Source organism: Clostridiales bacterium, from assembly GCA_014799665.1.
Lineage (GTDB): Bacteria > Bacillota > Clostridia > Christensenellales > Pumilibacteraceae > Anaerocaecibacter.
In genome coordinates this window covers 242,867-264,764 of record JAAVHP010000007.1, presented here as the reverse complement: position 1 = coordinate 264,764, position 21,898 = coordinate 242,867, and the positions used below count along the sequence as shown (strand labels likewise).

Annotated in this window: 20 protein-coding genes; 3 read left to right on the top strand and 17 right to left on the bottom strand. The window is 46.9% G+C overall.

The features are described 5' to 3' along the window. Positions 1 to 92: 92 nt before the first annotated feature. Both HDT28_03835 and HDT28_03830 read left to right on the top strand, forming a co-directional pair. Entirely contained in the window at positions 93 to 1,274 is a 1,182-nt protein-coding gene (locus tag HDT28_03835) for a nucleotidyltransferase family protein (protein MBD5131709.1), read from the top strand. Next, a complete protein-coding gene (locus HDT28_03830; protein ID MBD5131708.1) occupies positions 1,271 to 1,741 on the top strand; it encodes a hypothetical protein in 471 nt (156 codons plus the stop codon). The genes HDT28_03835 and HDT28_03830 overlap by 4 nt, the downstream gene beginning before the upstream one ends. Positions 1,742 to 1,746: 5 nt before the next feature. On the opposite strand, the gene HDT28_03825 is transcribed toward HDT28_03830, so the two are convergent. From HDT28_03825 to HDT28_03790, 8 genes are all read right to left on the bottom strand, one after another. Next, complete coding sequence (locus tag HDT28_03825; protein ID MBD5131707.1) at positions 1,747 to 4,062, bottom strand: endonuclease MutS2; 2,316 nt, start codon at positions 4,060 to 4,062, stop codon at positions 1,747 to 1,749. Beyond that, a complete protein-coding gene (locus HDT28_03820; protein ID MBD5131706.1) occupies positions 4,062 to 6,176 on the bottom strand; it encodes a U32 family peptidase in 2,115 nt (704 codons plus the stop codon). The genes HDT28_03825 and HDT28_03820 overlap by 1 nt, the downstream gene beginning before the upstream one ends. After that, positions 6,176 to 8,545 (bottom strand): phenylalanine--tRNA ligase subunit beta, encoded by a 2,370-nt coding sequence (locus HDT28_03815; GenBank protein ID MBD5131705.1) that lies wholly within the window; start codon positions 8,543 to 8,545, stop codon positions 6,176 to 6,178. The genes HDT28_03820 and HDT28_03815 overlap by 1 nt, the downstream gene beginning before the upstream one ends. 9 nt (positions 8,546 to 8,554) lie before the next feature. Continuing rightward, positions 8,555 to 9,574: a phenylalanine--tRNA ligase subunit alpha gene (gene pheS, locus HDT28_03810; GenBank protein ID MBD5131704.1), complete on the bottom strand. Its 1,020-nt coding sequence runs from the start codon at positions 9,572 to 9,574 to the stop codon at positions 8,555 to 8,557. A 311-nt stretch (positions 9,575 to 9,885) separates the two neighbouring features. Then, positions 9,886 to 10,563: a sporulation protein YunB gene (gene yunB / locus HDT28_03805; protein MBD5131703.1), complete on the bottom strand. Its 678-nt coding sequence runs from the start codon at positions 10,561 to 10,563 to the stop codon at positions 9,886 to 9,888. A 36-nt stretch (positions 10,564 to 10,599) separates the two neighbouring features. Beyond that, the gene (locus HDT28_03800) at positions 10,600 to 10,977 is read right to left on the bottom strand and encodes a SpoVA/SpoVAEb family sporulation membrane protein (protein MBD5131702.1); all 378 of its coding nucleotides are present in this window, start codon (positions 10,975 to 10,977) and stop codon (positions 10,600 to 10,602) included. Continuing rightward, a complete protein-coding gene (gene spoVAD, locus HDT28_03795) occupies positions 10,974 to 12,074 on the bottom strand; it encodes a stage V sporulation protein AD (GenBank protein ID MBD5131701.1) in 1,101 nt (366 codons plus the stop codon). The genes HDT28_03800 and spoVAD overlap by 4 nt, the downstream gene beginning before the upstream one ends. 1 nt (position 12,075) lies before the next feature. Then, entirely contained in the window at positions 12,076 to 12,549 is a 474-nt protein-coding gene (locus HDT28_03790) for a SpoVA/SpoVAEb family sporulation membrane protein (protein MBD5131700.1), read from the bottom strand. Positions 12,550 to 12,766: 217 nt separating this feature from the next. Here HDT28_03790 and HDT28_03785 point away from each other — a divergent pair, with 217 nt between their 5' ends. Beyond that, a complete protein-coding gene (locus HDT28_03785; protein MBD5131699.1) occupies positions 12,767 to 13,333 on the top strand; it encodes a GNAT family N-acetyltransferase in 567 nt (188 codons plus the stop codon). Positions 13,334 to 13,384: 51 nt separating this feature from the next. On the opposite strand, the gene HDT28_03780 is transcribed toward HDT28_03785, so the two are convergent. The 9 genes from HDT28_03780 to dnaJ all read right to left on the bottom strand — a co-directional run bounded on the left by HDT28_03780 (position 13,385) and on the right by dnaJ (position 21,896). After that, positions 13,385 to 14,299: a hypothetical protein gene (locus HDT28_03780; GenBank protein ID MBD5131698.1), complete on the bottom strand. Its 915-nt coding sequence runs from the start codon at positions 14,297 to 14,299 to the stop codon at positions 13,385 to 13,387. 42 nt (positions 14,300 to 14,341) lie between these two features. Next, on the bottom strand, positions 14,342 to 15,151 hold the full coding sequence (locus tag HDT28_03775) for a helix-turn-helix transcriptional regulator (GenBank protein ID MBD5131697.1): 810 nt from the start codon (positions 15,149 to 15,151) through the stop codon (positions 14,342 to 14,344). 46 nt (positions 15,152 to 15,197) lie between these two features. After that, complete coding sequence (locus HDT28_03770; protein ID MBD5131696.1) at positions 15,198 to 15,914, bottom strand: sigma-70 family RNA polymerase sigma factor; 717 nt, start codon at positions 15,912 to 15,914, stop codon at positions 15,198 to 15,200. After that, positions 15,893 to 16,342 (bottom strand): anti-sigma F factor, encoded by a 450-nt coding sequence (locus tag HDT28_03765; GenBank protein MBD5131695.1) that lies wholly within the window; start codon positions 16,340 to 16,342, stop codon positions 15,893 to 15,895. The genes HDT28_03770 and HDT28_03765 overlap by 22 nt, the downstream gene beginning before the upstream one ends. Before the next feature lie 7 nt (positions 16,343 to 16,349). Continuing rightward, a complete protein-coding gene (locus HDT28_03760) occupies positions 16,350 to 16,658 on the bottom strand; it encodes an anti-sigma factor antagonist (protein ID MBD5131694.1) in 309 nt (102 codons plus the stop codon). Positions 16,659 to 16,875: 217 nt separating this feature from the next. Next, complete coding sequence (gene rny, locus HDT28_03755) at positions 16,876 to 18,456, bottom strand: ribonuclease Y (protein ID MBD5131693.1); 1,581 nt, start codon at positions 18,454 to 18,456, stop codon at positions 16,876 to 16,878. Between the two features lie 141 nt (positions 18,457 to 18,597). Further along, the gene (locus tag HDT28_03750) at positions 18,598 to 19,341 is read right to left on the bottom strand and encodes a ComF family protein (protein ID MBD5131692.1); all 744 of its coding nucleotides are present in this window, start codon (positions 19,339 to 19,341) and stop codon (positions 18,598 to 18,600) included. Next, positions 19,338 to 20,528 (bottom strand): acetate kinase, encoded by a 1,191-nt coding sequence (locus HDT28_03745; GenBank protein MBD5131691.1) that lies wholly within the window; start codon positions 20,526 to 20,528, stop codon positions 19,338 to 19,340. Before HDT28_03745 ends, HDT28_03750 begins: the two co-directional genes overlap by 4 nt. Positions 20,529 to 20,774: 246 nt before the next feature. Then, positions 20,775 to 21,896: a molecular chaperone DnaJ gene (gene dnaJ, locus HDT28_03740; GenBank protein ID MBD5131690.1), complete on the bottom strand. Its 1,122-nt coding sequence runs from the start codon at positions 21,894 to 21,896 to the stop codon at positions 20,775 to 20,777. Positions 21,897 to 21,898 lie beyond the last annotated feature (2 nt).

Sequence of the window (21,898 nt, the reverse complement as noted above, 5' to 3'; positions counted from 1 at the left end):
ACCTGCTGACTGTTGTATAATATAAAGAACAATCATTTGTTTTTGTTTCAATATAATTATACTCTTATTCTCAATCAATGTAAAGTAAAATCATGAAAAATTGTGGTATAGTTTGCGAATATAACCCCTTTCACTCGGGGCATAAATATCAAATCGACGAGGTGCGCCGCCACGGCTTCGATAACGTTATTTGCGTTATGAGCGGATCGTTTGTACAATCGGCGGAGCCCGCGTTTTGCGATAAATCATTGCGCGCAGAGTGCGCGATCATGGGCGGAACAAACGCAGTAATAGAGCTTCCAGTATTGTATGCAACGGCAAGCGCGCAATTTTTTGCAGAGGGCGCAATAAAGATTTTATCAGGCATAAAATCGCTAACCCATATCGCAATGGGCGCCGTCGCTAAGGAAGAAGAAATTTTACGCGCCGCCGATATAAAAATAAAGAACTGCGATAAATTCAATTCCCTGCTGAAAGAATATTTAGCGCAAGGAAAAAGCTATAATTCGGCAAGCAATGCGGCGTTGATCAAGGTATATCAGGAGCATTATCCCGATAAACCGTCTATCGAAAACATATTTACCGATCCAAATAACATCCTTTGCATAGAATATATTTCAGCAATAGAAAAATACGCCCCGTCCATTCAACCGCTTATAATAGAACGCCGTGGCGCAACGTATAACGACGGCGAAATACACGGCGAGCATATTTCGGCAACAGCTATACGAATTGCGGAAATGCGCGGACAATTAGATAGCGTTAAAAATTATATTCCATACAATTATGACAAAATCGAAAAATGGCGGATCGAACATTCCCCCGACCTTTCGTCGTACGGAAAAATGCTCCTGTTTTCCATAAAAAGCAAGACTGCGAAAGAAATATCTACTCTACGCAATTGTTCCGAGGGTCTTGAATTTTTGGTAAAAAACAGCTCCGTCGAATGCAATAAAGATAGCTTTATATCTGCCGTGATCGGCAAAAGATATTCCAAAAAACGCATTATGCGACTGCTTTTGGATAGTCTACTGGATATAAATAGTAAGCTGTTACAAAACAGATTTGTTACTCGCCTACTCGCTTGCTCGAAAAGCTTCGATTTTTCGTTGCTGCCGAATTGCGTAAAAACTACGAATAACGATATTAAGCTTGCATCAAGCGACATCGAAGTTGCGGAAGTGCTTAAAATCGATGAGAACGCTACGGCGTTATATAATACTCTTTGCGGCATAAAGGGCGGATATTATAACTATTCGTTGGTGAAATTATGAGAATGCGCATACCCGAAGAAGCTATATTTCGGCTTGCCGATGCTTCGCGAAAAAGCTTGTTCCGCTCGGCAGTCGCTCAAACTGTGTCCAAAAATTTCCGCAGTATACACTACCTATCGAGTAAGCTTATTTGTGATTGCGTAACGCTTAATCTCGTTCTCAACGACGAAATAACACCCAAGTCGGCGGACGAAATAATAACCTGTATTCGCAGGCGCAATATTTCAATGTATACTACGATCGATAGCGCGTTCTTCCCTATCGAAGACAAATTTAACGAGTACGCAAAAAGCGTTCTCGGCGATAACTACGACGAAATTCGTGCGCTTGATCTGCGCATAACAAACTACATAGTTTACGTTATTTCGCTAGACGTTAAAAATAACAATAACTTAGACAGCAAAGAGGTATACTTACACGCATACAGCTACGAAGAACTCGAAAATATCGAGCTACCGCACTACTAGATCTTTTATTTGATTTCGACGATAGTAACGCCAGTATCGCCTTCGCCGTAACGCCCGTATCTAAACGTTTTTACGCGCGTCTGCTTGCGAAGATATGCTTGAATACCTTTACCGAGCGCGCCCGTTCCCTTGCCGTGTACTATGCGAATAGTACTGTGCGACGGAATATCGGCTATAATTCTGTCTAACTCCAACGTTGCGTCGTCAACGGTATAGCCGAGCAACATAATTTCGGTATTGATCGGTTCGCTCTCGCGCTTTGCTTCGACGGTCGGCTTATTTTCGTGCTCTTGCTCGATTACCGTAAGCGAAGAAATCGGTATTTCGGTTTTGATCGAACCGATGGCAATTAATGCTTTATTACCGCGCAATTGGCTTGCAATAACGCCTTCTTTATTCAAACCCGAAACAAACACGCGCGTACCAACGGTCAATTCATTAGGTTGAGCGGGCGCTGCCGCTTTATCTGGCTTAACTTTATCGACCGGAACGTTTTTAGAAATCTTCTTCGCTGTCTTACGTGCCTCGAATAAAGCATTTTCGTCTGCCGATTTGAGCTGCTCTTTTAGTTCTTCGATAAGTCCCTCGGCATACTCGGTGTACTCGTCGGCTTGACGGCGAATAATGGCACGCGCATTATCTTTAATATCCGCAAGCTTACGTTCGTATTCGTTTTTCAGACGGGCGGCTTTTTCCGCATCCTCTTGCGCATTAGCTTTGAGTTTCTCACATTCCTGCATATCGCGCAATGATTGATTGCGCATTTTTTCGGCTTCGCGCATTACGGTATCGAACGCGACCTTTTCGGCACTCAACGCATTTCGCGCGTCGCGAATTATCTCATCGCCAAGCCCAAGCCTTTCGGCAATTTCAAGCGCATAGCTAGAACCCGAAACGCCTTGAAGCAGTCTGTAAGTGGGCTTGAAATTAATATTATCAAACTGCATACACGCGTTTGCAATGTTTTCGCAGCCCAATGCAAATTCTTTGAGCGAATTGAAATGTGTAGTAACAACAGCCGTAGCGTTAGACGAAAGTATTTTCTTAACGATCGCAACGGCAAAAGCCGCACCCTCGTCGGGATCGGTGCCGTCGCCTACCTCATCCAAAAGGACCAACGACTGCTCGTTCATTTTAGAAGTTACGGCGGCAAGATTTGTAATATGCGCCGAGAACGTGCTGAGCGATTGCGCAATGCTCTGTGAGTCGCCGATATCGCAATAAACATCGTCGAATATACTCATTTCGCTTCCGTCGTTAGCGGGAATAAACATTCCGCTTGCCGACATAAGAGCGAATAGTCCAACAGTTTTTAACGCGACCGTTTTCCCGCCCGTGTTTGGGCCGGATATTAAAAGCACTTTTTTTGTATCGAGCGCAATATCGACGGGCACAACTCTATCCGCGGGAATAAGCGGATGCCGCGCACCGTGCAATACGATTTTTCCGTTATCGTTAATGCTCGGCATATACGCGTTTTGTATTTTTGCGTACTCTGCTTTGGCAAATATTACGCCGCACTCGGTCAGCACTTCCTGCCCTGCTACGAGTGCAGACGAGTTGCTTACCACAAACTTGCTGATTTCCGTTAATATGCGCTCTATTTCGTTTTGTTCTTCCGTTCTAAGCGTAATAAGCTCGTTATTAGCCTCGACTACGGCAAACGGCTCGATAAATACCGTAGCTCCTGTCGACGAAACGTCGTGTACAAGCCCCTTTACGAAAGAGCGGCTGTCTGAACGAACAGGTAAAACGTATCTTCCGCCGCGCAGAGTAACGATATTATCCTGTAAATATTTGCTCATATCGCTTTGACGCGTAAAGCCGTCAAGCTTTTCTTTGAGCCGAGCATTGGCGCGCTGTATCGAACGCCTAAGCGAATAAAGTTTATCGCTCGCGCTATCTTTGATCTCGGTTTCGTTCTCGACGGTTCTATCGATTTCGTATTCGAGATCGTCGCACGGCCGCACCCACGCAGTAATATCTTTAAGGTAATCGCAGTCTGTCATTTCCTCGACGCATTTTTTAAGCGATCTTAGCGCAAGAATGCCTGCGCGAATTTTGATCAGCTCCGCGGGAGAAAGGACCGCCCCCACCTTTGCTTTATCTATAAACGGCACGACGTCTTCGAAGCACAGGCTTGGTCTATGCGAAGCAAGCACGTTTAGCGCGTCGCCCGTTTGGCGCAAAAGCTTAGTCGCCTTTTCTATATCGTTAGTAGGCTCGGTGTTTTGTATACGCTCCGCAACTACCTGAGAATACGAAAGCGAAGCAACACTGTCAAGTATTTTATCGAATTCGAGATCTTTATAAACTTTCATTATTTCAAACCTTTATTCACGTTTCCGCGCGTAAACGGACCGCGATACTCACCGTTAAGCACTTGAATAATTTGCTCTCTATCAAGCTCAGTGCAATCGAAAAATTTATTCTTAAAATTATCCTTTCCGCCCAACAAATAATGCGGAGTGCAATTAAGAAGCTGCCAATAGCAATGTCCCGATTTAAACCGTCTTAGCTTAAACGTTCGCCCGCAATCGTCCGTCAACGAGTCGTCGCCCGAGCAATTAACGCACTTTCCGTACGGACAATGACATAAAGTCATTACGGGCGCATACCCGAAAACGTAAGCAAACGCATTGCCGTCGATCGTATCGGCTTCAAACGACTTGATATGCGGCATATCCGTACTGCCGATTATATTATGCCCTGTACCCAATAAAACTGGTTTATCGGTAATATTCAGCGAATACAGGTTATTAGAAATCACGCCGTAAATTCCGTCGTGTGATACCGCTCGTTTAATAATATCCGTATCGTCGCCGCGCGAAATTACGGGCAAATTCAATAAAACGGGTTTATTAATTTTGGGAACCGTAAAATTCCCGTAGTCCCGAGGATTTAGCGAGATAAAGTCTACAAGCGATAAAATTTCGTCGTCGATTTGGTCTGCGCGCTCAACCATTAAAATATTGCCCTTACCGATAAAACGATTATACGCCAATTCTACCGACGGGCTTAATTCACTACGTTTGATTTTATAGTCAGATAATATGGCGTTATAAAGCGCCAAATACGCCTTACGCCTAAGCTCGTTAAGCGCGGATACAGGCATAAAAATATCGTCGCATATTTGACATTTTACGGTAGGTTCAAACGGATATTCGCCTACCTTATAAAACGCACGTTCGATATCTGCGGCGGTCAACGCGCGAGAAACAGCAGATTGCGGCACGAAATCACCACTTACCTCAACGACGGTATCGTTTCGTTTTAATATTACCTGCGGCAATACGCCGGCTTTAAGCGTAACCGATATGTCGATATCTATATTTTTTTGAATATCTTTGACCGTTTGAGCAAGCGCGCCGTCGAGCGTAAGCCGAAGCTCGTCGCCCGTTTTAACGTTGCCGCTTGCGGTGATAACGCCGTCTCTAACGCTTGCGCCGCATATCTCGTTACCGCCCCGTAAGATCTTAAAACCGTCGTCCTTGTGCGGCGTGTAGGTCGGCACCGTGAGTCTATTTCCTTTTACCTGGGTTATTTTGCCGACAAACCGCCCGATATTGCCCTGAATTTTGGGATATATGACTTGAAACGGAGCATTTCTATCAAGATACCCGTTACAGTAATCTCCGCGGTTAAACACCCGTTTTAGCTCATCGAGAGCGCGAGAAGTAGGCATACCCGAGTTATATACGCTCGTTGCAGTATAAGCGTACTCGTTCGAACGCATACGCCCCTCTATCTTGATCGCGTCGACGCCGAGTTCTTCCAAACGCTTTATGTCGTTATATAAGCAAAGATCCTTTGCTGAAAGAAAATATCCTTTCTTCCCGCCGAACGTATACGGCTTACGGCAAAGCTGCATACATTTACCGCGATTGCCGCTGTACGACGAAGCGAGCGACGAAAAATAGCAATTGCCAGAAAAGCAAACACACAGCGCGCCTTGAACGAAAAACTCTATTTCGATACCCGTTTTTTTGATTTCGGCAATATCGGCAGGTAGCGTTTCTCGCGCAAGCACGGCGCGCTTAATTCCCAGCTCCAAAAGCTTCTTAGCGCCGAGCGCATTATGAACGCCCATTTGGGTACTTGCGTGCAATATAAAATCGGGCAGTTCCTTTCTTAAACGCTTGATAAAGCGCAAGTCTTGAACTATTGCCGCGTCTACCCCGACCGAATAAGCGTATTTCGCCGCCTCGACCGCGCTATCCATTTCGCTGTCTTTAATAAGCGTATTAAGCGTTACAAAAACTTTTACGCCGAAAAGATGCGCGTACTCTACCGCTTTTTTAAGCGCGGCGGCGTCGAAGTTCTCGGCTTTTGCCCGCGCGCCGAAAGACGGCATACCTAGGTATACCGCATTTGCGCCGCCGTTTACGCTCGCTTTAAGACCTTCGAAGCTTCCTGCGGGGGCAACGATTTGCATTAGCGCAAGCTAGCTCCATAATTCGTTTCTGCAAACTTGATAACGTTATCTACGATTTGCTTGATCTCGCTATCCGAGAAGGTTGCGTTTTGCGGTTGCAACCGAATAGAGAACGCTACGCTCTTGTATCCGGCTTGGATTTGCTCGCCATTGTAAATATCAAACAGTTTAACTCGCTCGATATATGGACTGACGCTCTTGGCTCCTCTCAGCATATCTCCAACCGCAACATCCTCTTTAACGACGAGCGCAAGATCGCGGTCGACGGGTTGAAGCTTGGAAAGAGGTTTATATTGAGCAAGCGGTATAGCGTTTTTAAAAGCTTCGCTCAAATCGAGCTGCGCGATATAAACGTTGTTAGGCAGATCGAAGTTTTCGCATACAAGCGGATGAAGCTTACCGAAGTCGCCGCACACGCCCGCTACGTCGACGTGAAGTGATTGCTTGGGATGAAGATACGGCACGTTAGCGACCGTATATTCAGGAGTGCCGAACAAGCCTATGATCTCACCGACGATTGCTTTAAGCGTATAGAAATCGCCGTCGTTGCATATTCCAATACACAGCGTGTCGCGTTCGTCGGGCAATTTTTCGAGCGGGAGCTTGTCAGTAATGAACACCTTACCGAGCTCAAAAAGACGCATTGATTCATTCTTACGCGATAAATTACGCGAAATTACTGCAAGCATGGACGAAACAAGCTGCGTACGCATAACCGAAATATCTCGGCTGAGCGGGTTCATTATCGGTATTTCGCGGCGCAAGCAATCGGCTTTATCAATAAGAAGCTTATCGAGCGCATCGGGCGAAATAAACGAGTAATTAAGGATCTCGTCTGCGCCGAGCGCGAACATTTTCGATTTGACGATTTCGGTATTTTCGTCGTGAACGTTAAGACCGCCGCGCGTTTGATGCGTGTTTTCGGAATGAGTGGATACGATCTTATCATAGCCGTAAAAACGCATGATATCCTCGGCAAGATCGGGATAGCCGTCTATATCTTCGCGAACGAGCGGGATCGTGCAAATAAGCTTTTTGCCCTCTTTCTTGACGATAATTCCCTGCTTTTTCAAAATATTTTGAATGGTCGCTATATCGATATCAATACCGAGAAGCGAGCAAATTTCGTCCTTAGTGGTGCAAATAACCTTTTGTTCGGGCTCGTTTGTGCCGTCGCAAACCGTTTCGGCGCAAATTTTTCCGCATTTAAGCTTATCGATAAGCGCCAACGCACGTGCAGAACCAAGCTCGACAGACTGCCAATCTACACCCTTTTCATAGCGCGCAGAGCTGTCAGACCGTAAACCGATCTTGCGCGAGGTCCTTCTTATATTACTGCGCTCAAACCGTGCCGCTTCTAAAAATACTGTTTCGGTATCGTCGAAAATACTCGTGTACTCGCCGCCCATAATTCCCGCAATAGCGAGCGGTTTATTTGCGTCGGCAATAATAAGCACGTCGTCTACGTTATATTGCTTGCCGTCGAGCGCGGTTATCTTTTCGCCGTTACTGCCTTTTCTTACGACAATCTTTTTCTCGATATATTTTTTATCGAACGCATGAAGCGGTTGACCGTATTCGAGCAAAACGTAGTTAGTTATATCGACAAGATTATTGATAGGGCGTATTCCGCACATTCTAAGGCGGTCACGCATCCATTTAGGCGATTTTTCTATTTTTACGTCGGTAATTACCCTGCCGATATACCGACTGCACAGCTTTTTGTCGGTAATAGTGACGGGCGGAATAGTCGATGTCGACGAGCATTTGTAGCTAAGAGACGGCGCTTTGAATTTTTTATCGAGAAGAACGGATATTTCTCGCGCAAGATTGACTATCGCTTGACAATCGGGACGGTTAGCCGTTATCGAAATGTCGAGAACGGTATCGTCTATGCCGAGCGTATGCATGATATTTTCGCCGACCTTGCTTTCCTTGGGCAATATCAAAATGCCGTCGAAGCTCGCGCCGTCGATAATGTCGTCGTCCACTTCGAGCTCACTGCCGCCGCAAAGCATACCGTGACTGGGCACGCCGCGAAGCACCGCGTCGTCTATCTTTTTTCCGCCGGGAAGAATTGCGCCCACCGTAGCAACAGGCACCATATCGCCCTGTTTAACGTTTTGCGCGCCCGTAATGATTTGCACCGTTTCGCTACCTATATCGATTTGACAAATCCAAAGCTTGTCGGAATTCTCGTGATGAACAATGCTTTCGACACGTCCCACGACCACGCCCCTAATATCCTCGCGCGGCGTGATGATCTCTTCCACCTCGAATCCTATGGATAACAGCTTATCGGACAATTCCTGCGGCGTGATATCGCCTATATCAACATAATCTTTCAACCAACTCAAAGGTAATTTCATGGCTTCCTCCTAATTGAAGTTGTGAAGAAAACGCACGTCGTTTTCCCACAAAAGCTTTATATCGTTTATTGCGCACTGTATCATTGTAATGCGGTCAAGCCCCATACCGAATGCGAACCCGCGGTATTCGTCGGGATCGATACCGCAATTTTCGAGCACCCTGCGGTTGACCATGCCCGCGCCGAGTATTTCTATCCAGCCCGTGTTTTTACAAACGCGGCAGCCCTTGCCATGGCAATTAAAGCACGAAACGTCCACCTCTACGCTCGGTTCGGTAAACGGGAAATAACTCGGGCGGAACCTTATTGTGGTTTGCTCGCCGAATATAAATTTGGCAAACCCTTCGAGCGTGCCTTTAAGATCGCATAAGGTAACGTTTTTATCGACGACAAGCCCTTCCATTTGGTGGAATACGGGCGAATGCGTGGAATCGTCGTCGTTACGGAACACGCGCCCGGGACAAATCATTTTAAGCGGCGGCTTAAATTTTTCCATAAGCCGAATTTGTCCGCTCGAAGTTTGCGTGCGAAGAAGCATACTATCGTTAATAAAGAAAGTGTCCTGCATATCGCGTGCGGGATGATCGAGCGGAATATTTAGCGCCTGAAAGTTATAATAGTCGGTTTCGATTTCCGGACTGTCGTACACAACGTAGCCGTTGCCGACGAAGTAGTTTACAAGCTTATTCCTTATCTGATTAAGCGGATGGCGCGCGCCGACAGCGTGCAACGGCTTATCGATAGACAAATCGAGCTTGTCCGCATTGAGCGCCTGCTCGATAGCGAGTCTATGCAGTTCGCGTTCCTTTTCGTCGCATAATGCGGTAAGCTCGACGCGAAGATCGTTTATCTCCTTGCCCGCTTGCGGTTTTTCCTCGGGCGGAAGATCTTTAAGCCCGCGCATAAGCCCCGTAAGCACGCCCGTTTTGCCGAATAAATAGGTCTTAAACGCGGCAAGGTCGCGTTCGGTCTTTTCGTGCATCGCTTCGAGCTTTTTAATAGCTTCGGCGCGAATTTCGCTGAGTTTCATATAAAAACCTCCTAAATGTAAAAAGCCCCTATGCTTCGGGGCGCGGAAAGCGCGGTACCACCCGAATTGGGACTCGTTAATGCTCGTTACGCGGCATACGCCGTCGCTTACATTATCTTTCGGCGACGGTGCTCGTACGGTGAATATCTTCGGCGCGCTCCGTCTTTCAGCCGTGGACGGATCTCTGTCTTTGCGCCTATCTTGTGCCGTACTCTAACGCATCAATATTACTTTTCTATTTTATCACAAATTATCGACAACCGCAATCGTTTTTAACAAATATTTTTATCATTAATTATAATCATTTTTCATTATTTCGCAACAAGGTCGAGCATATCGCCTACCGAAGTGGAATTAAGATAGGTCGGCGGCACCTCGCCTACTATTATCATTTCGCTCATTAAAACGTGCGCAGAAGTATTAATGGTAGAAGGAAGCCCGGGCACGGCTACTGCAACCGAACCCGAAATATTAATATATAATCTGTGAAGCGTTTGGTTTATGCCCGCCGAGGTAAATTCAGATATTATTTGTGTTTGCGTAGAACCTACAAGATAGATCTTGATATTAATATCGGGACCCAGTCCCGTAAACAGCGTTACGCCCGACAGCGACCCTACGGGAATTTTTATTCCGTCGGAGCCGATATCGTTTATATTATTTTGCGCCGATAAGGTGATCTCCTGCGCAAGCGTATTTACGGTATTGGAGTCAAGGTCTATGCTCGTAATATTTTGCTTTTCGTCTCGAGTAACCGATAAATACTCAACGTCGGTATTCTCGCTCATTACGTCGATGACCGCAGTGCTGACCGCGTCGGTCGTAAGCGCGCGTATTCGCTCGTTGGAAATCATTACGATCATAGGATTAACGTTTCGCTGAATAAACAAGCAAATACCCACGATTATCGCGATTAAAACAAAAAGCGCAATAAACAATTTCTTTCGTCTATTGCGCTTTCTTACGATTGCACACCGTTCCTTTTTCACAAATAATATATATGCTAAAAGGCTTGCGGTTGATACCTATTTTGTCTTTGGATTGAAGACCAACGTTACAAGATAACTCATGACGATCGCCACACCCACGCCGTAGCCCGTGCGCATCAGTCCGCCCGCGAACGCGCCGACAAAGCCAACTGTGCGCGCCATTTCGATTGAGCCTTTGGCAAGAGCTGCGCCGAACCCAACTATCGGCACGCTTATTCCCGCTTGACATACTTTATAAATATAGTCGTAAACGCCGACGCCTTCGAGAATAATACCCACTATAAGGAATATTACCAATATTCGCGCGGGCGTGAGTTTGGTGCGGACGATCAACAGCTCGGCTATCGCGCACAACGCACCGCCGACCGCAAAAACTATTGCATACGTAGCTATGTTTTGCCAAACTTCGTTCATTCTTCACCCCCAAACGGACTTTCGACTATAACCGCGTGCGAAATTCCGGGTATCGTTTCGCCCTGGTAGCAGCTTTGCGTACTCATAAGCGCACCTGTCGCAAGATATGCAACGCGCTTGTACTCGCCGCTCATCAGCTTATCCATGACGAAGGAATTGAATATCGTAGCCGAGCACGCGCACCCGCTTCCGCCCTGGTAACATTTTTGTTCGACGTCGTAAATAATATTGCCGCAGTCTATATAGTTTTGCCCAAGCTTTATTCCGCGATCGCGCATAAGATCGCGAAGAATATCCGAGCCGAGCTTACCGAGATCGCCCGTTATTATCAAATCGAAATCTTTTTCGTCATAGCCCGACTGTGTAAACAACGTATATAGAGTATCCATAGCGGCGGGCGCCATTGCCGCGCCCATGTTATTCAGGTCGTTTACGCCGTAATCGGTTATAAGTCCGGGAAGCGCCATGACAATACGCGGAAAGCTTTTTGTCTCCTCTGTATTTTTGGATACGACGGAAGCCGCCGCGCCCGTGACCGTCCATTGCGCATAGGGCGGACGCTGACAACCGTATTCCAACGGGTACCTGAACTGTCGCTCCGCCGTGGCAAAATGGCTCGATGCGGCGCATAACACGTTGGAATAGTACGAGCTGTCTACAAGTATGGCCGAAAGCATAAGCCCCTCGGTCATTGTCGAGCACGCGCCGTAAATGCCTATATGCGGTATACCGAGATCGCGCGCGGCATAGCTCGAAGTAGTCATCTGATTGAGAAGATCGCCCGACACCATAACGTCGATATCTTCGAGCGTGAGTTTTGCGTCGCGTACCGCGCCGCGCACCGCCGTATCAAACATTCTTATTTCGGCGCGCTCAAACGTCTTTTCGCCCATTTTATCGTCGACTTCGCACTTGGAAAAATACTTACCGACAGGACCTTTCGCTTCTTTCTCGCCGACAACGCTCATTCGCCCCACGATACGCGGCGAATTGTTGAACTTAATAATACGCTGACGGGTCGACGGAATATTATTTAAACCGACGATATTCTCCTCGGTTTCCACCGAGTCTTTTTTTGATTTTCTAAACAATGCCATACTAATACCTTCCCAAAATAAGAAGATTTGCAAGCCCTGCTACGGTCGACCAAACAATACCGTTGACTACGACGGGACCCACGACCGAAAAAAGCTTTACGCTCGTACCGAAAATCAGTCCTTCGGTTTTGAATTCCATGGACGCGCTCGCCATTGCGTTGGCAAACCCCGTGATCGGCAGAAACGAACCCGCGCCGCCCTGTCGCGCTATCACGTCAAACACGCCTAAGCCCGTCAAAAGAATAGCGACGGTAACAAGTATCATGGACGCTATATTAGCCACCATATCCTTGGGCATATCGGGCGCGATGATCATGGTTATATCGCCTATACCCTGACCGATCATGCACGTAGCTCCGCCGAAAATAAAGCTGTGGAACAAAGCTTTCGGGATGCTCGTCTTTGGCGTAACCGTTTCGACGTACTTGTTATATTGCTCGTTTCGAGCCTTTACCGTTTTGGCATTTTCAAACATAATGCGCTTAACCCCTGTTTTTCTCGCGAGGCTTGACCGATTTAACGAGCAATTCACGCTCGGTAACGACAAACAATCCCTCGCCGATTTTTGTATCTTTATTTCTCATATCACTAATTTGTATAAAGATAAAAATTATTATTCATTGCAGCAGTCATTTTCGAAAATACGATTGACATTTGGCACTGCGTATTATAAAATATCGACAGAGGTTTTAATTATGGATGTTTTTAAACAATTACCGCAATTCGAGAGCAATAAATTTATTCTCCGCGCCTTAAAATCAAACGACGCCGACGACTTGCTTAAAGTTTATTCCGACGAAAAAGCCGTTCCTTTCTTTAATGGCGATAACTGCCACGGCGACGATTTTCATTATACAACGCTCGAACGCATGGCGGAAGCCGTTAAGTTTTGGCTGTGGAGCTACGAACAAGGCTATTTCGTGCGCTGGGCGGTAGTCGATAAATCGACCGATACTGCCATCGGCACGATAGAGCTTTTCCACCGCGACGACGAAAGCGAAACATATAAAAACGGCGGACTCCTGCGGCTCGACATTCACAGCGACTACGAAAATAAAAACGATATATTCGAGATAATTTCGGCTATTAAGGACAGCGTTTACGATTTATTCTGGTGCGATAAGATAATAACGAAAGTTAATCCGTTTGCTACCGAACGCAGATCGGCAATAGAAAAACTCGGCTTTAAGCTCGCCGATACTCCGCTTATTGGTAACGAGGGCGAACAATTTACCGACTATTACATACTTAATAAATAATAAAAAACGGAGTAGCGCCGCCTGACACTACTCCGTTTTTTTATTAAGTAATCAAATCAATTTTAAATCTTTTAGGTATAACATATTTATACGAAGCATTGACGATTTCCACCAATTGGCCGCAACGTAATACTCGTTGTAATCGTTATGCCATAACCACGGAACGGGATACGAGCCGTCAACGAGCTGCTCTTTAATAAGCATTTCGCCCTCTTTTAAGCACAAATCACGCCCTAAAATGTCGAATAAAAGCCCCGATCTATCGTAGAAAACCGACGGCTTACAAACGTATTCTGTAAGCCATTTATCATGATCGTGGCAAACCGTTTTCGATATGGCTTCATACAATGCGCTTTTAAACGCCGCTAAATCAATATCCTTTAGTCCGCTACACTCTGTACAATATTCATAAAGCTCCAAATAGAGCGGTGTGATATGCATATCGCAAATCGGCTCTTTAATAAAAGCTTTGACTAGGGGCACGGCAATTTCATGCGCCCTTTTATAGAGCGCACTATCCTTTTTGGCATATCTAAGAGCAAAACCGACAAGGCTTATGGTGGGATTATCGCTAGGCACACCGACGGGGTCGTTACACTCCCACCAAATAGCATGAGGATGATCGTTATTGCTTTTTACGGTATTAAACCACTTACCGTCGATATAATCCTTACCGCTATCTAAATATCTAAGTATTTTTTGAACGATAACGTCATTTTCATTTATCACGATTTCTTTAAGAATGCAAATTGCTTTCCACGTTCCTATCGGCGTGGAATCGGTATTCCAGAAATCGGGCTCTATTGCGTGCCCGAACCCACCGTCGGCATTTTGATAATACGACAATATGTCGATAACGTCCTTTCGGCTTCCGCCCTCAAAAGCATATCGCCACAGCGCCAAATCCAGCGGGCGGGCGTTGCGGTATATAAAGCTAAGTGCTTTTTCAAATGCTTGTTCGTTCATTTCAAACCTCGCTGTATAGTTTATTACGACTATTATACTTTATCAAAACTCCGTTGTATTGTAAAAACGCGACAAGTTTGTATACCGACTCCTCGCATCGAACAGCCCTTCCCCGTGATACTTTCTAAAATCGTTATACAAATGCGCTTGATCGTAGTACCCGAATTTGTCCACACTATCCGGAACGCAAAAGTTCGGCTTTATACAATCCTGCCAAAGCATTTGATAGCGAATCAGCTCCGTCATTGTTTTAGGTGAAACGCCGATATTTCGCAAAAATTTACGCTCCAAAGTGCGAGAGCTCATCGCAACATGGTTTGACAAATCGCGCACGGACACGTTACAGTTAAGCTTGATCATAGCGAATAAACAATTCATTATATCGGCGTCGATGTTCTCGTCGAGTAAATCAAGTAAATACTTTTGCGCAAGCGTTACTCGCCGTTCGTTACCGTTCGCATGAAGCAATTCGATCTTAAAGCGCGAAAAGCCTTTGAAAATATTTTCGGGTTGCGTAGAGCCGTTAAACAGAAAATCTATTTTTTCGTCCGTAAACCTCGAAACAGCCCAAGCATAGAATCTTATCCCGAAAAATACTCCGTTATTACTAGACAAAAAGCTGTTATCGCTAACCCCTACAAACCGTGCACATCCCCCGATTAAATCGAAAATAATATCGGCGCAGCAATCGGGAATTATGCGCATATACGATTCACGCTTACAATTTTCGCACGACCAAAAGCACCGAACATACGGTTTTAACGGTGCAATTGGGTCAATTTCCGTTATACCCGATAATGCGGACGGAAGCGCCGTGACGGTCGTAAAGATCGAATCAAGAGTAAATGCCATACCTATATTTTAACAAGTACGGCATTCATTGTCAAGTATGGTTATTTCATCCGTCGCAATATTCGGCGCGAATTCGATTTAGTATCTTGCTCTCCAACCGTGAAATTTGGACCTGTGAAACTTTAAGCACTCGAGCAACTTCGGCTTGTGTTTTATCGGCGAAATACCTAAGCAAAATGATTTTTCGGTCGCGCGGTTCAAGTTCGCATATTATTTTTTTGAGCATCATTTTATCGAGCTTTTCGTCCTCGCTCTCTGACGTTTGAAGCCTATCCTCCAACGTGCGCGTGCTGTCATCGTTACTGTCGTAAATGGATATCGGGTACTTGCTCGCGTCCATTATAAATACGGCTTCCTGCGGTTCGATACCGAATTCTTTACTTATCGTATCGATCGTTGGCGTTTCACCGTGTTTTGACTTATACTCCTCGATAAACCGCGATATTTTGATAGCCGAAGCTTTGGTACTGCGCGACACCTTGATAGGTCCGTCGTCGCGCAAGAACCGCTTTACCTCGCCCGCTATCATCGGCACGGCATAGGTTGAAAACCGTACCTCGTAGTCCGCCGAAAAGTTCTTGATAGCTTTAACAAACCCAACGCAACCAAGCTGATAAAGGTCGTCGTACTCAACGCCTTTATTTCGGTATCTTCGAATAACAGACTTAATAAGCGGCGAATTTTGCGTAACAAGCTGTTCGGACGCCGATTTATCGCCGTGTTGTGCCGAGTAAATCAGTTTTAACGTTTCTTCTCTTTCCAATCCGCACCTCTTATGATCTTGGTCATTCGAATTACGGTACCGCTCGGCTCGTTGCGCTCCACCGTAATGCTGTCCATGAACGATTCCATTACGGTAAAACCCATACCGCTGCGTTCTTCCATCGGCTTGGTGGTAAAGAACGGCTGTTTTGCGGCTTCGATATCTTCGATACCGATACCCGTATCCGATATGACGATATGTACGGAATTGTCGTCAATCGAGGTACTAATAGAAATCTCCTCGCGCTTATCCTTGTTTGGATAGGCGTGAACTATACAATTGGTGACCGCTTCGGATACGGCGGTCTTAATATCGTTTATTTGGTCCACAGTGGGATCCAGCCCCACGCAAAACGCCGCTACGGTATTACGCGCAAAAGCTTCGTTATCGGTCACAGCGTCGAAAATCACTGTCATTTGGTTAGTCATAAATCAATCAACCTGCCTTGATCATAATATCGTATATACCCGACAGCCCGAGTAACCTATCAACCGTCGGCGACGGCGACTCAATGAATATAGGAACTCCGCGCGGTTTGAGCCGTTTATACCTGCCTATAAGCACGCCAACGCCCGTTGAGTCCATAAAAGCAAGCTCTGACATATCAATGTACAGCCGCTTGATATTGTTGTTGTCTATCAGCTCGTCGAGCGACATACGCACGTACGCGCTGTAATGCTCGTCAAGCTCGCCGCTAAGCTTAACGTGTAGCTCGTCGGATTTCTTGTAATGCTCTATCTTCATATTTTTTATAATAACAAAAAAAATACGGACAAAATTGTCCGTATTTGTTGAAAAAGTATATATTAAGTCGTTTATTTTAAAATAAGATTAGACAAGATAGAGTGGCGCAAAGAAATTAATAACGACAAAAAAATACTCGGGTGTGATGATCAATCAAACACCCAAGTATATACACGACATTAAAGTTTCTTGGTGACTTCTTTTCAAAGAAGTAACACTATTTGGCATATTCAACGGCGCGAGTTTCGCGAATAACGTTGACCTTGATTTGTCCGGGATACTGCATATCCTGCTCGATCTGCTTGGCGATCTCTTTGGACATATACATAGCCTTAACGTCGTCGACGATCTCGGGCTTAACGATAATACGCACTTCACGCCCTGCCTGTACGGCAAACGCCTTTTCCACGCCCTCGTACCCGTTCGCGATTTCTTCGAGCTTTTCGAGCCGTTTAACGTAGTTATCGAGCGATTCACGCCGCGCGCCGGGTCTTGCGCCCGAAATAGCGTCAGCACACTGTACGATTATAGCCTCGATGGTTTCGGGCTCGACGTCGTTATGGTGCGCAGCGATACAATGCACGACTTCCTTGCTTTCCTTGTACTTTTTGGCAACGTCCACACCGATAGAAACGTGCGTTCCGTCGATCTCGTGGTCGAGCGCCTTGCCTATATCGTGCAAAAGTCCCGCACGCTTGCACAGCTGAACGTTAGCGCCGAGCTCGGCAGCCATAACGCCCGCAAGGTTGGAAGCTTCGATAGAATGGCGTAAAACGTTTTGTCCGTAGCTGGTACGGAAGCGCAGCCTGCCCAGAATCTTAACAAGCTCGGGGCTCAAACCGAACACGCCCGTTTCGTACATAGCGTTCTCGCCCGCTTCCTTGATCTTGACGTCGACTTCCTTTTGCGCTTTCTCGACAAGATCCTCGATCCTGCCGGGATGGATACGACCGTCGCTTATAAGCTTTTCGAGCGCGATACGCGCGACCTCGCGACGGATGGGATCGAAGCACGAAAGAACGACTGCTTCGGGGGTATCGTCAATAATAAGATCGCAGCCCGTCGCCGTTTCAAGCGCACGGATATTCCTGCCTTCTCTGCCGATTATTCGGCCTTTCATTTCGTCGTTGGGCAGTGCGACCGTTGATACGGTTATTTCCGCGCTGTGATCGACTGCGCAACGCTGTACCGCAAGCGATACGATTTTTTGAGCGCGCTTGTCCGCTTCTTCCTTAGCTTCGGCATCGATCTCGCGCACCATTTTGGCGGCGTCGTGCTTGGCTTCGTCACGAATGGCGTCGATAAGCTGAGATTTCGCCTCGTCCTTCGACATACCGGCTACGTGCTGAATTTCGTCCAGAATCTTGCTGTTAGCCGCTGCAAGCTCGGCTTTGAGCTTATCTGCTTCGGCATGCTTTTGCGCCAACGAGTTGCGCTGCGCTTCGAGCTCGTCAGACTTTTTGTCGAGCAATTGCTCTTTCTTGTCCAAGTTCTCTTCCTTTTGAAGCAAGCGCTGCTCAGAACGCGAGATATTGGACTGCTTTTCGCGCAATTCCCGCTCCTGCGCGGCGCGGTCTTTTTCAAGTTCTTCCTTTGCCTCGCGGTTAGCGGTCTTACGCATTTCTTTTACTTCGTTTACGGCGTCTTCGAGCATTTTATTTGCCGCTTGCTTCGCCGCGCCGAGTCGCTTGTTTTGGTAAATTCGATAACCGAATATACCGCCGACGGCGCCGACTATCAGCGCGATTACGGGCAAAACAGCACATAAAACAACCACCGTACTTGATAGTAGGGTCATAAACCACTCTCCTTAAATATTTTTTGTGTTTATTGCTCCGCAACGGTAATTACGGTAAAATCAACCGCTACGTAAATTCAATTTCGGTAAAACACTATACCGTTACTATTTTATCACTTTAAGCGCCGATAGTCAAGTTATTTATCTACGAAAATCCCGTATATTTTGCATGGGTTTATCGAGCAAAGGTCGCTCGGGAACGGATGCAAACGTCAAAAGATACACGACACGCGCGCCCGCCTTTTTGAGCGTTTTGGCGCACTCACTCGCGGTCGAGCCCGTAGTCATTACGTCGTCGATCAAAAGCACGCGTTCTGGCGGTTTTTGAATGATCGAAAACGAGCCGCGCAAATTCGCGATACGCGCTTCCCTATCCAGCCGCGCCTGATTGACGGTCGGTTTGATTTTATCGAGCAAGCTTATACACGGTGCGTCCGTGCCGTCCGCGATCCACTGCGCCAAAAGCTCGGCTTGGTTATACCCGCGCTTTTTAAACCGTGTTTTATGCATGGGAACGAAAGTAATACAATCTATCGCCCAATCGCTTGTTAAAAGTATATCGAGCATAAACGCGCTCATTTGCTTGGCCAGGAACGGCGATTTGCCGTATTTAAGCCTACGCACCAAGCCTTGCGCGTTGCCCGTGTAATTGACGGCTGACCGAGCTTCGTCGAAGTATAAGCTCATTTCGGCGCATTCGCCGCAATAGTCGCTCACGCCTACCTTATGCCTGCCGCACCTAACGCAATAGTTTACGTTAAGATCAATCTTGCAATTTTCGCACAGCCCGTAACGGGTCGGGTGCATTTCCATACCGCAAACGATACACTTAATATCGTCGGGATACAGCAGATTGATTATTTCGTTTTTGATCGAAGTTCTCAATCGTCTTTATGCTTTAACGTTTCGCGTGCGATATAGAGTTCTTCGTTGGTAGGTATAATATAAATCTTTACCTTGGACTTCTTGGTGCTGATAAGCACTTCCTGGTCGCGCGGTGCATTGAGATTAAGCTTTTCGTCGAGCTCAACGCCCATATACTGCATATCGCGGCAAACGGCTTCGCGCACGAAATCGGTGTGCTCGCCGATACCGCCCGTAAACACCAAGCAGTCAAGTCCGCCGAGCGCCGCAGCGTACGAGCCGACGTACTTCTTAACTCTGTACGAGAACATATCCACGGCAAGCTTTGCTCTGGGATTGCCTGCTTTCATAGCTTCTTCGAGCAGTCTGAAATCGGAACTGACCCCGCTAATGCCGTCTACGCCGCACTCTTTGTTGAGGTAGTTCGTCATTTGGTGAACGTCGTAGCCTTTCTTGCCCATAAGGTATTCGACTACTGCGGGATCAATATCGCCGCTGCGCGTGCCCATAATAAGACCTTCGAGCGGAGTTAGACCCATAGAAGTATCTATGCATTTGCCGTCCTTAACCGCGCTTATGCTCGCGCCGTTACCAAGGTGGCAAACGATAGTTTTGATCTTGTCCGTGCCCATGAGCGCAGCAGCCCTGCCCGAAACATAGGCGTGGCTCGTGCCGTGGAAGCCGTACTTGCGTACTTTATATTGTTTATAATCTTCGTACTTAATGCCGTACATATACGCATACTCGGGCATTGTCGAATGGAAGGTCGTATCGAAAACCGCTACCATCGGCGCGTTAGGCATAACGTCTTGGCACGCCTTGATACCCATGATATTGGGCGGCATATGCAGAGGACCGAGGTCGGTGTTGGTTTCAATTAATTTGAGCGTTTCGGGCGTGACTTTGACCGAATCGTTAAAGTCCTCGCCCGCGTGAAGAACGCGGTGACCGACTGCGGCAATCTCTGACATGGACGAGATAACGCCGTGGTCCTTATCGACGAGCGCGTCGAGAACAAGCTTGATCGCCTCTTTGTGCGTAGGAATAGCTACTTTTACATCGATTTTTTTGGAACCCTTGTGCGTAAACGACGAGTTGCTGTTGCCTATACTCTCGCAAACGCCTTTTGCGATAACCGCTTCGGTGTCCGTTTCGATAAGCTGATATTTAAGCGAGGAGCTGCCCGCATTTATAACCAATACTTTCATAATAACTCCGTAGTAAACGCAAACAACCGCCGACCGAAAAATCTACCGAAAATACGAAATTTTCAATAAAACTGTTCGTTGGGTCGACGGTCGCAAGCATTAATTTTTATTTGAGAAGTAAATTTGCCCGCTTGCGAGAGCAAATTTACGACGAGAACAAATTAGGTATTATATCCGACAGCTTGCTGGCGGAACAGCGCGCATAGCGCGCGAGTCCATGGCTTGCCATGGGATACAATACCTAATTTATTTTTTTACGAACTCACGCGCTTTATCGTACTGTTCGGGTTTTAAGCTTTCGTGAAGTTCTTTGATTTTTTGTTTTTGCTCTTTTGAAAGGTTTTTAGGCAATTCGATATCGATCGATACGAGCAAATCGCCTTTCAAGCCTTTTTTCGGGTTTTCGATACCCTGTTCTTTGAGCTTAAAGGTCATACCGCTCTGCGCGCCTTCCGGAAGCGAGAACGCTATTTTATTGCCTTTTAGCGTAGGAACGAGCACTTTATCGCCCAATAACGCCTGAGTGAACGAAATAGGAAGATCAACGAGCAAGTCAAGACCTTTTCTGCGGAACAGCTTATGCGGCTGAACCGTTATGTTAAGGATAAGATTGCCCGCTTTTGCGCCCGTACGAGTGCGTTCTCCCTCGCCGGGAATGGTCATGATCTGGTTAGGCTCTACGCCGGGCGGGAAAGTAATTCTGAGGTTGGAATTTTTCCTGATAGAACCCCTGCCGCCACAAGCTTGGCAGGGCTCTTTTATAATTCTGCCAGAACCGCCGCAAACGTTACAGGGCTTCATGCTGACGACCCTGCCGAACGGCGTTTCCTGTGCGTAACGGACCTTACCGCTGCCGCCGCAGTTCGTACATTTAATGAACTGCGTACCGCCCTTGGCGCCCGTACCGCGGCACGTGGCGCACGGCTCAAACCGATTGACTGTGATTTCCTTTTGTGTGCCGAAAGCGGCTTCTTCAAACGTAAGCGCAACGTTAAGACTAATGTCGCCGCCGTTCGAGCTTGCGCCACCCTGAGCACTGCGGCGACCGTCGCCGCTGAACATATTTACGAAGTCGTCGAAAAAGCTACCGCCCTGTCCGCCGTGCGCTCCGCCTTGACCGCCGAAGCCCGCACCGGCGCCTGCGCCGCTGCCACCGCCCGCCTGAGCGGCGTCGTACTCGGCGCGTTTCGTTGCGTCGGACAACGTTTCGTAGGCTTCGTTTACCTCTTTGAACTTGTTTGCGGCGGCTTCGTCACCGGGATGAAGGTCGGGATGGTATTGACGAGCAAGCTTACGGAAAGCCGATTTAAGCTCGTCGTCGCTTGCGGTTTTCGACACTCCCAATATTTCATAATAACTTTTTGCCATGC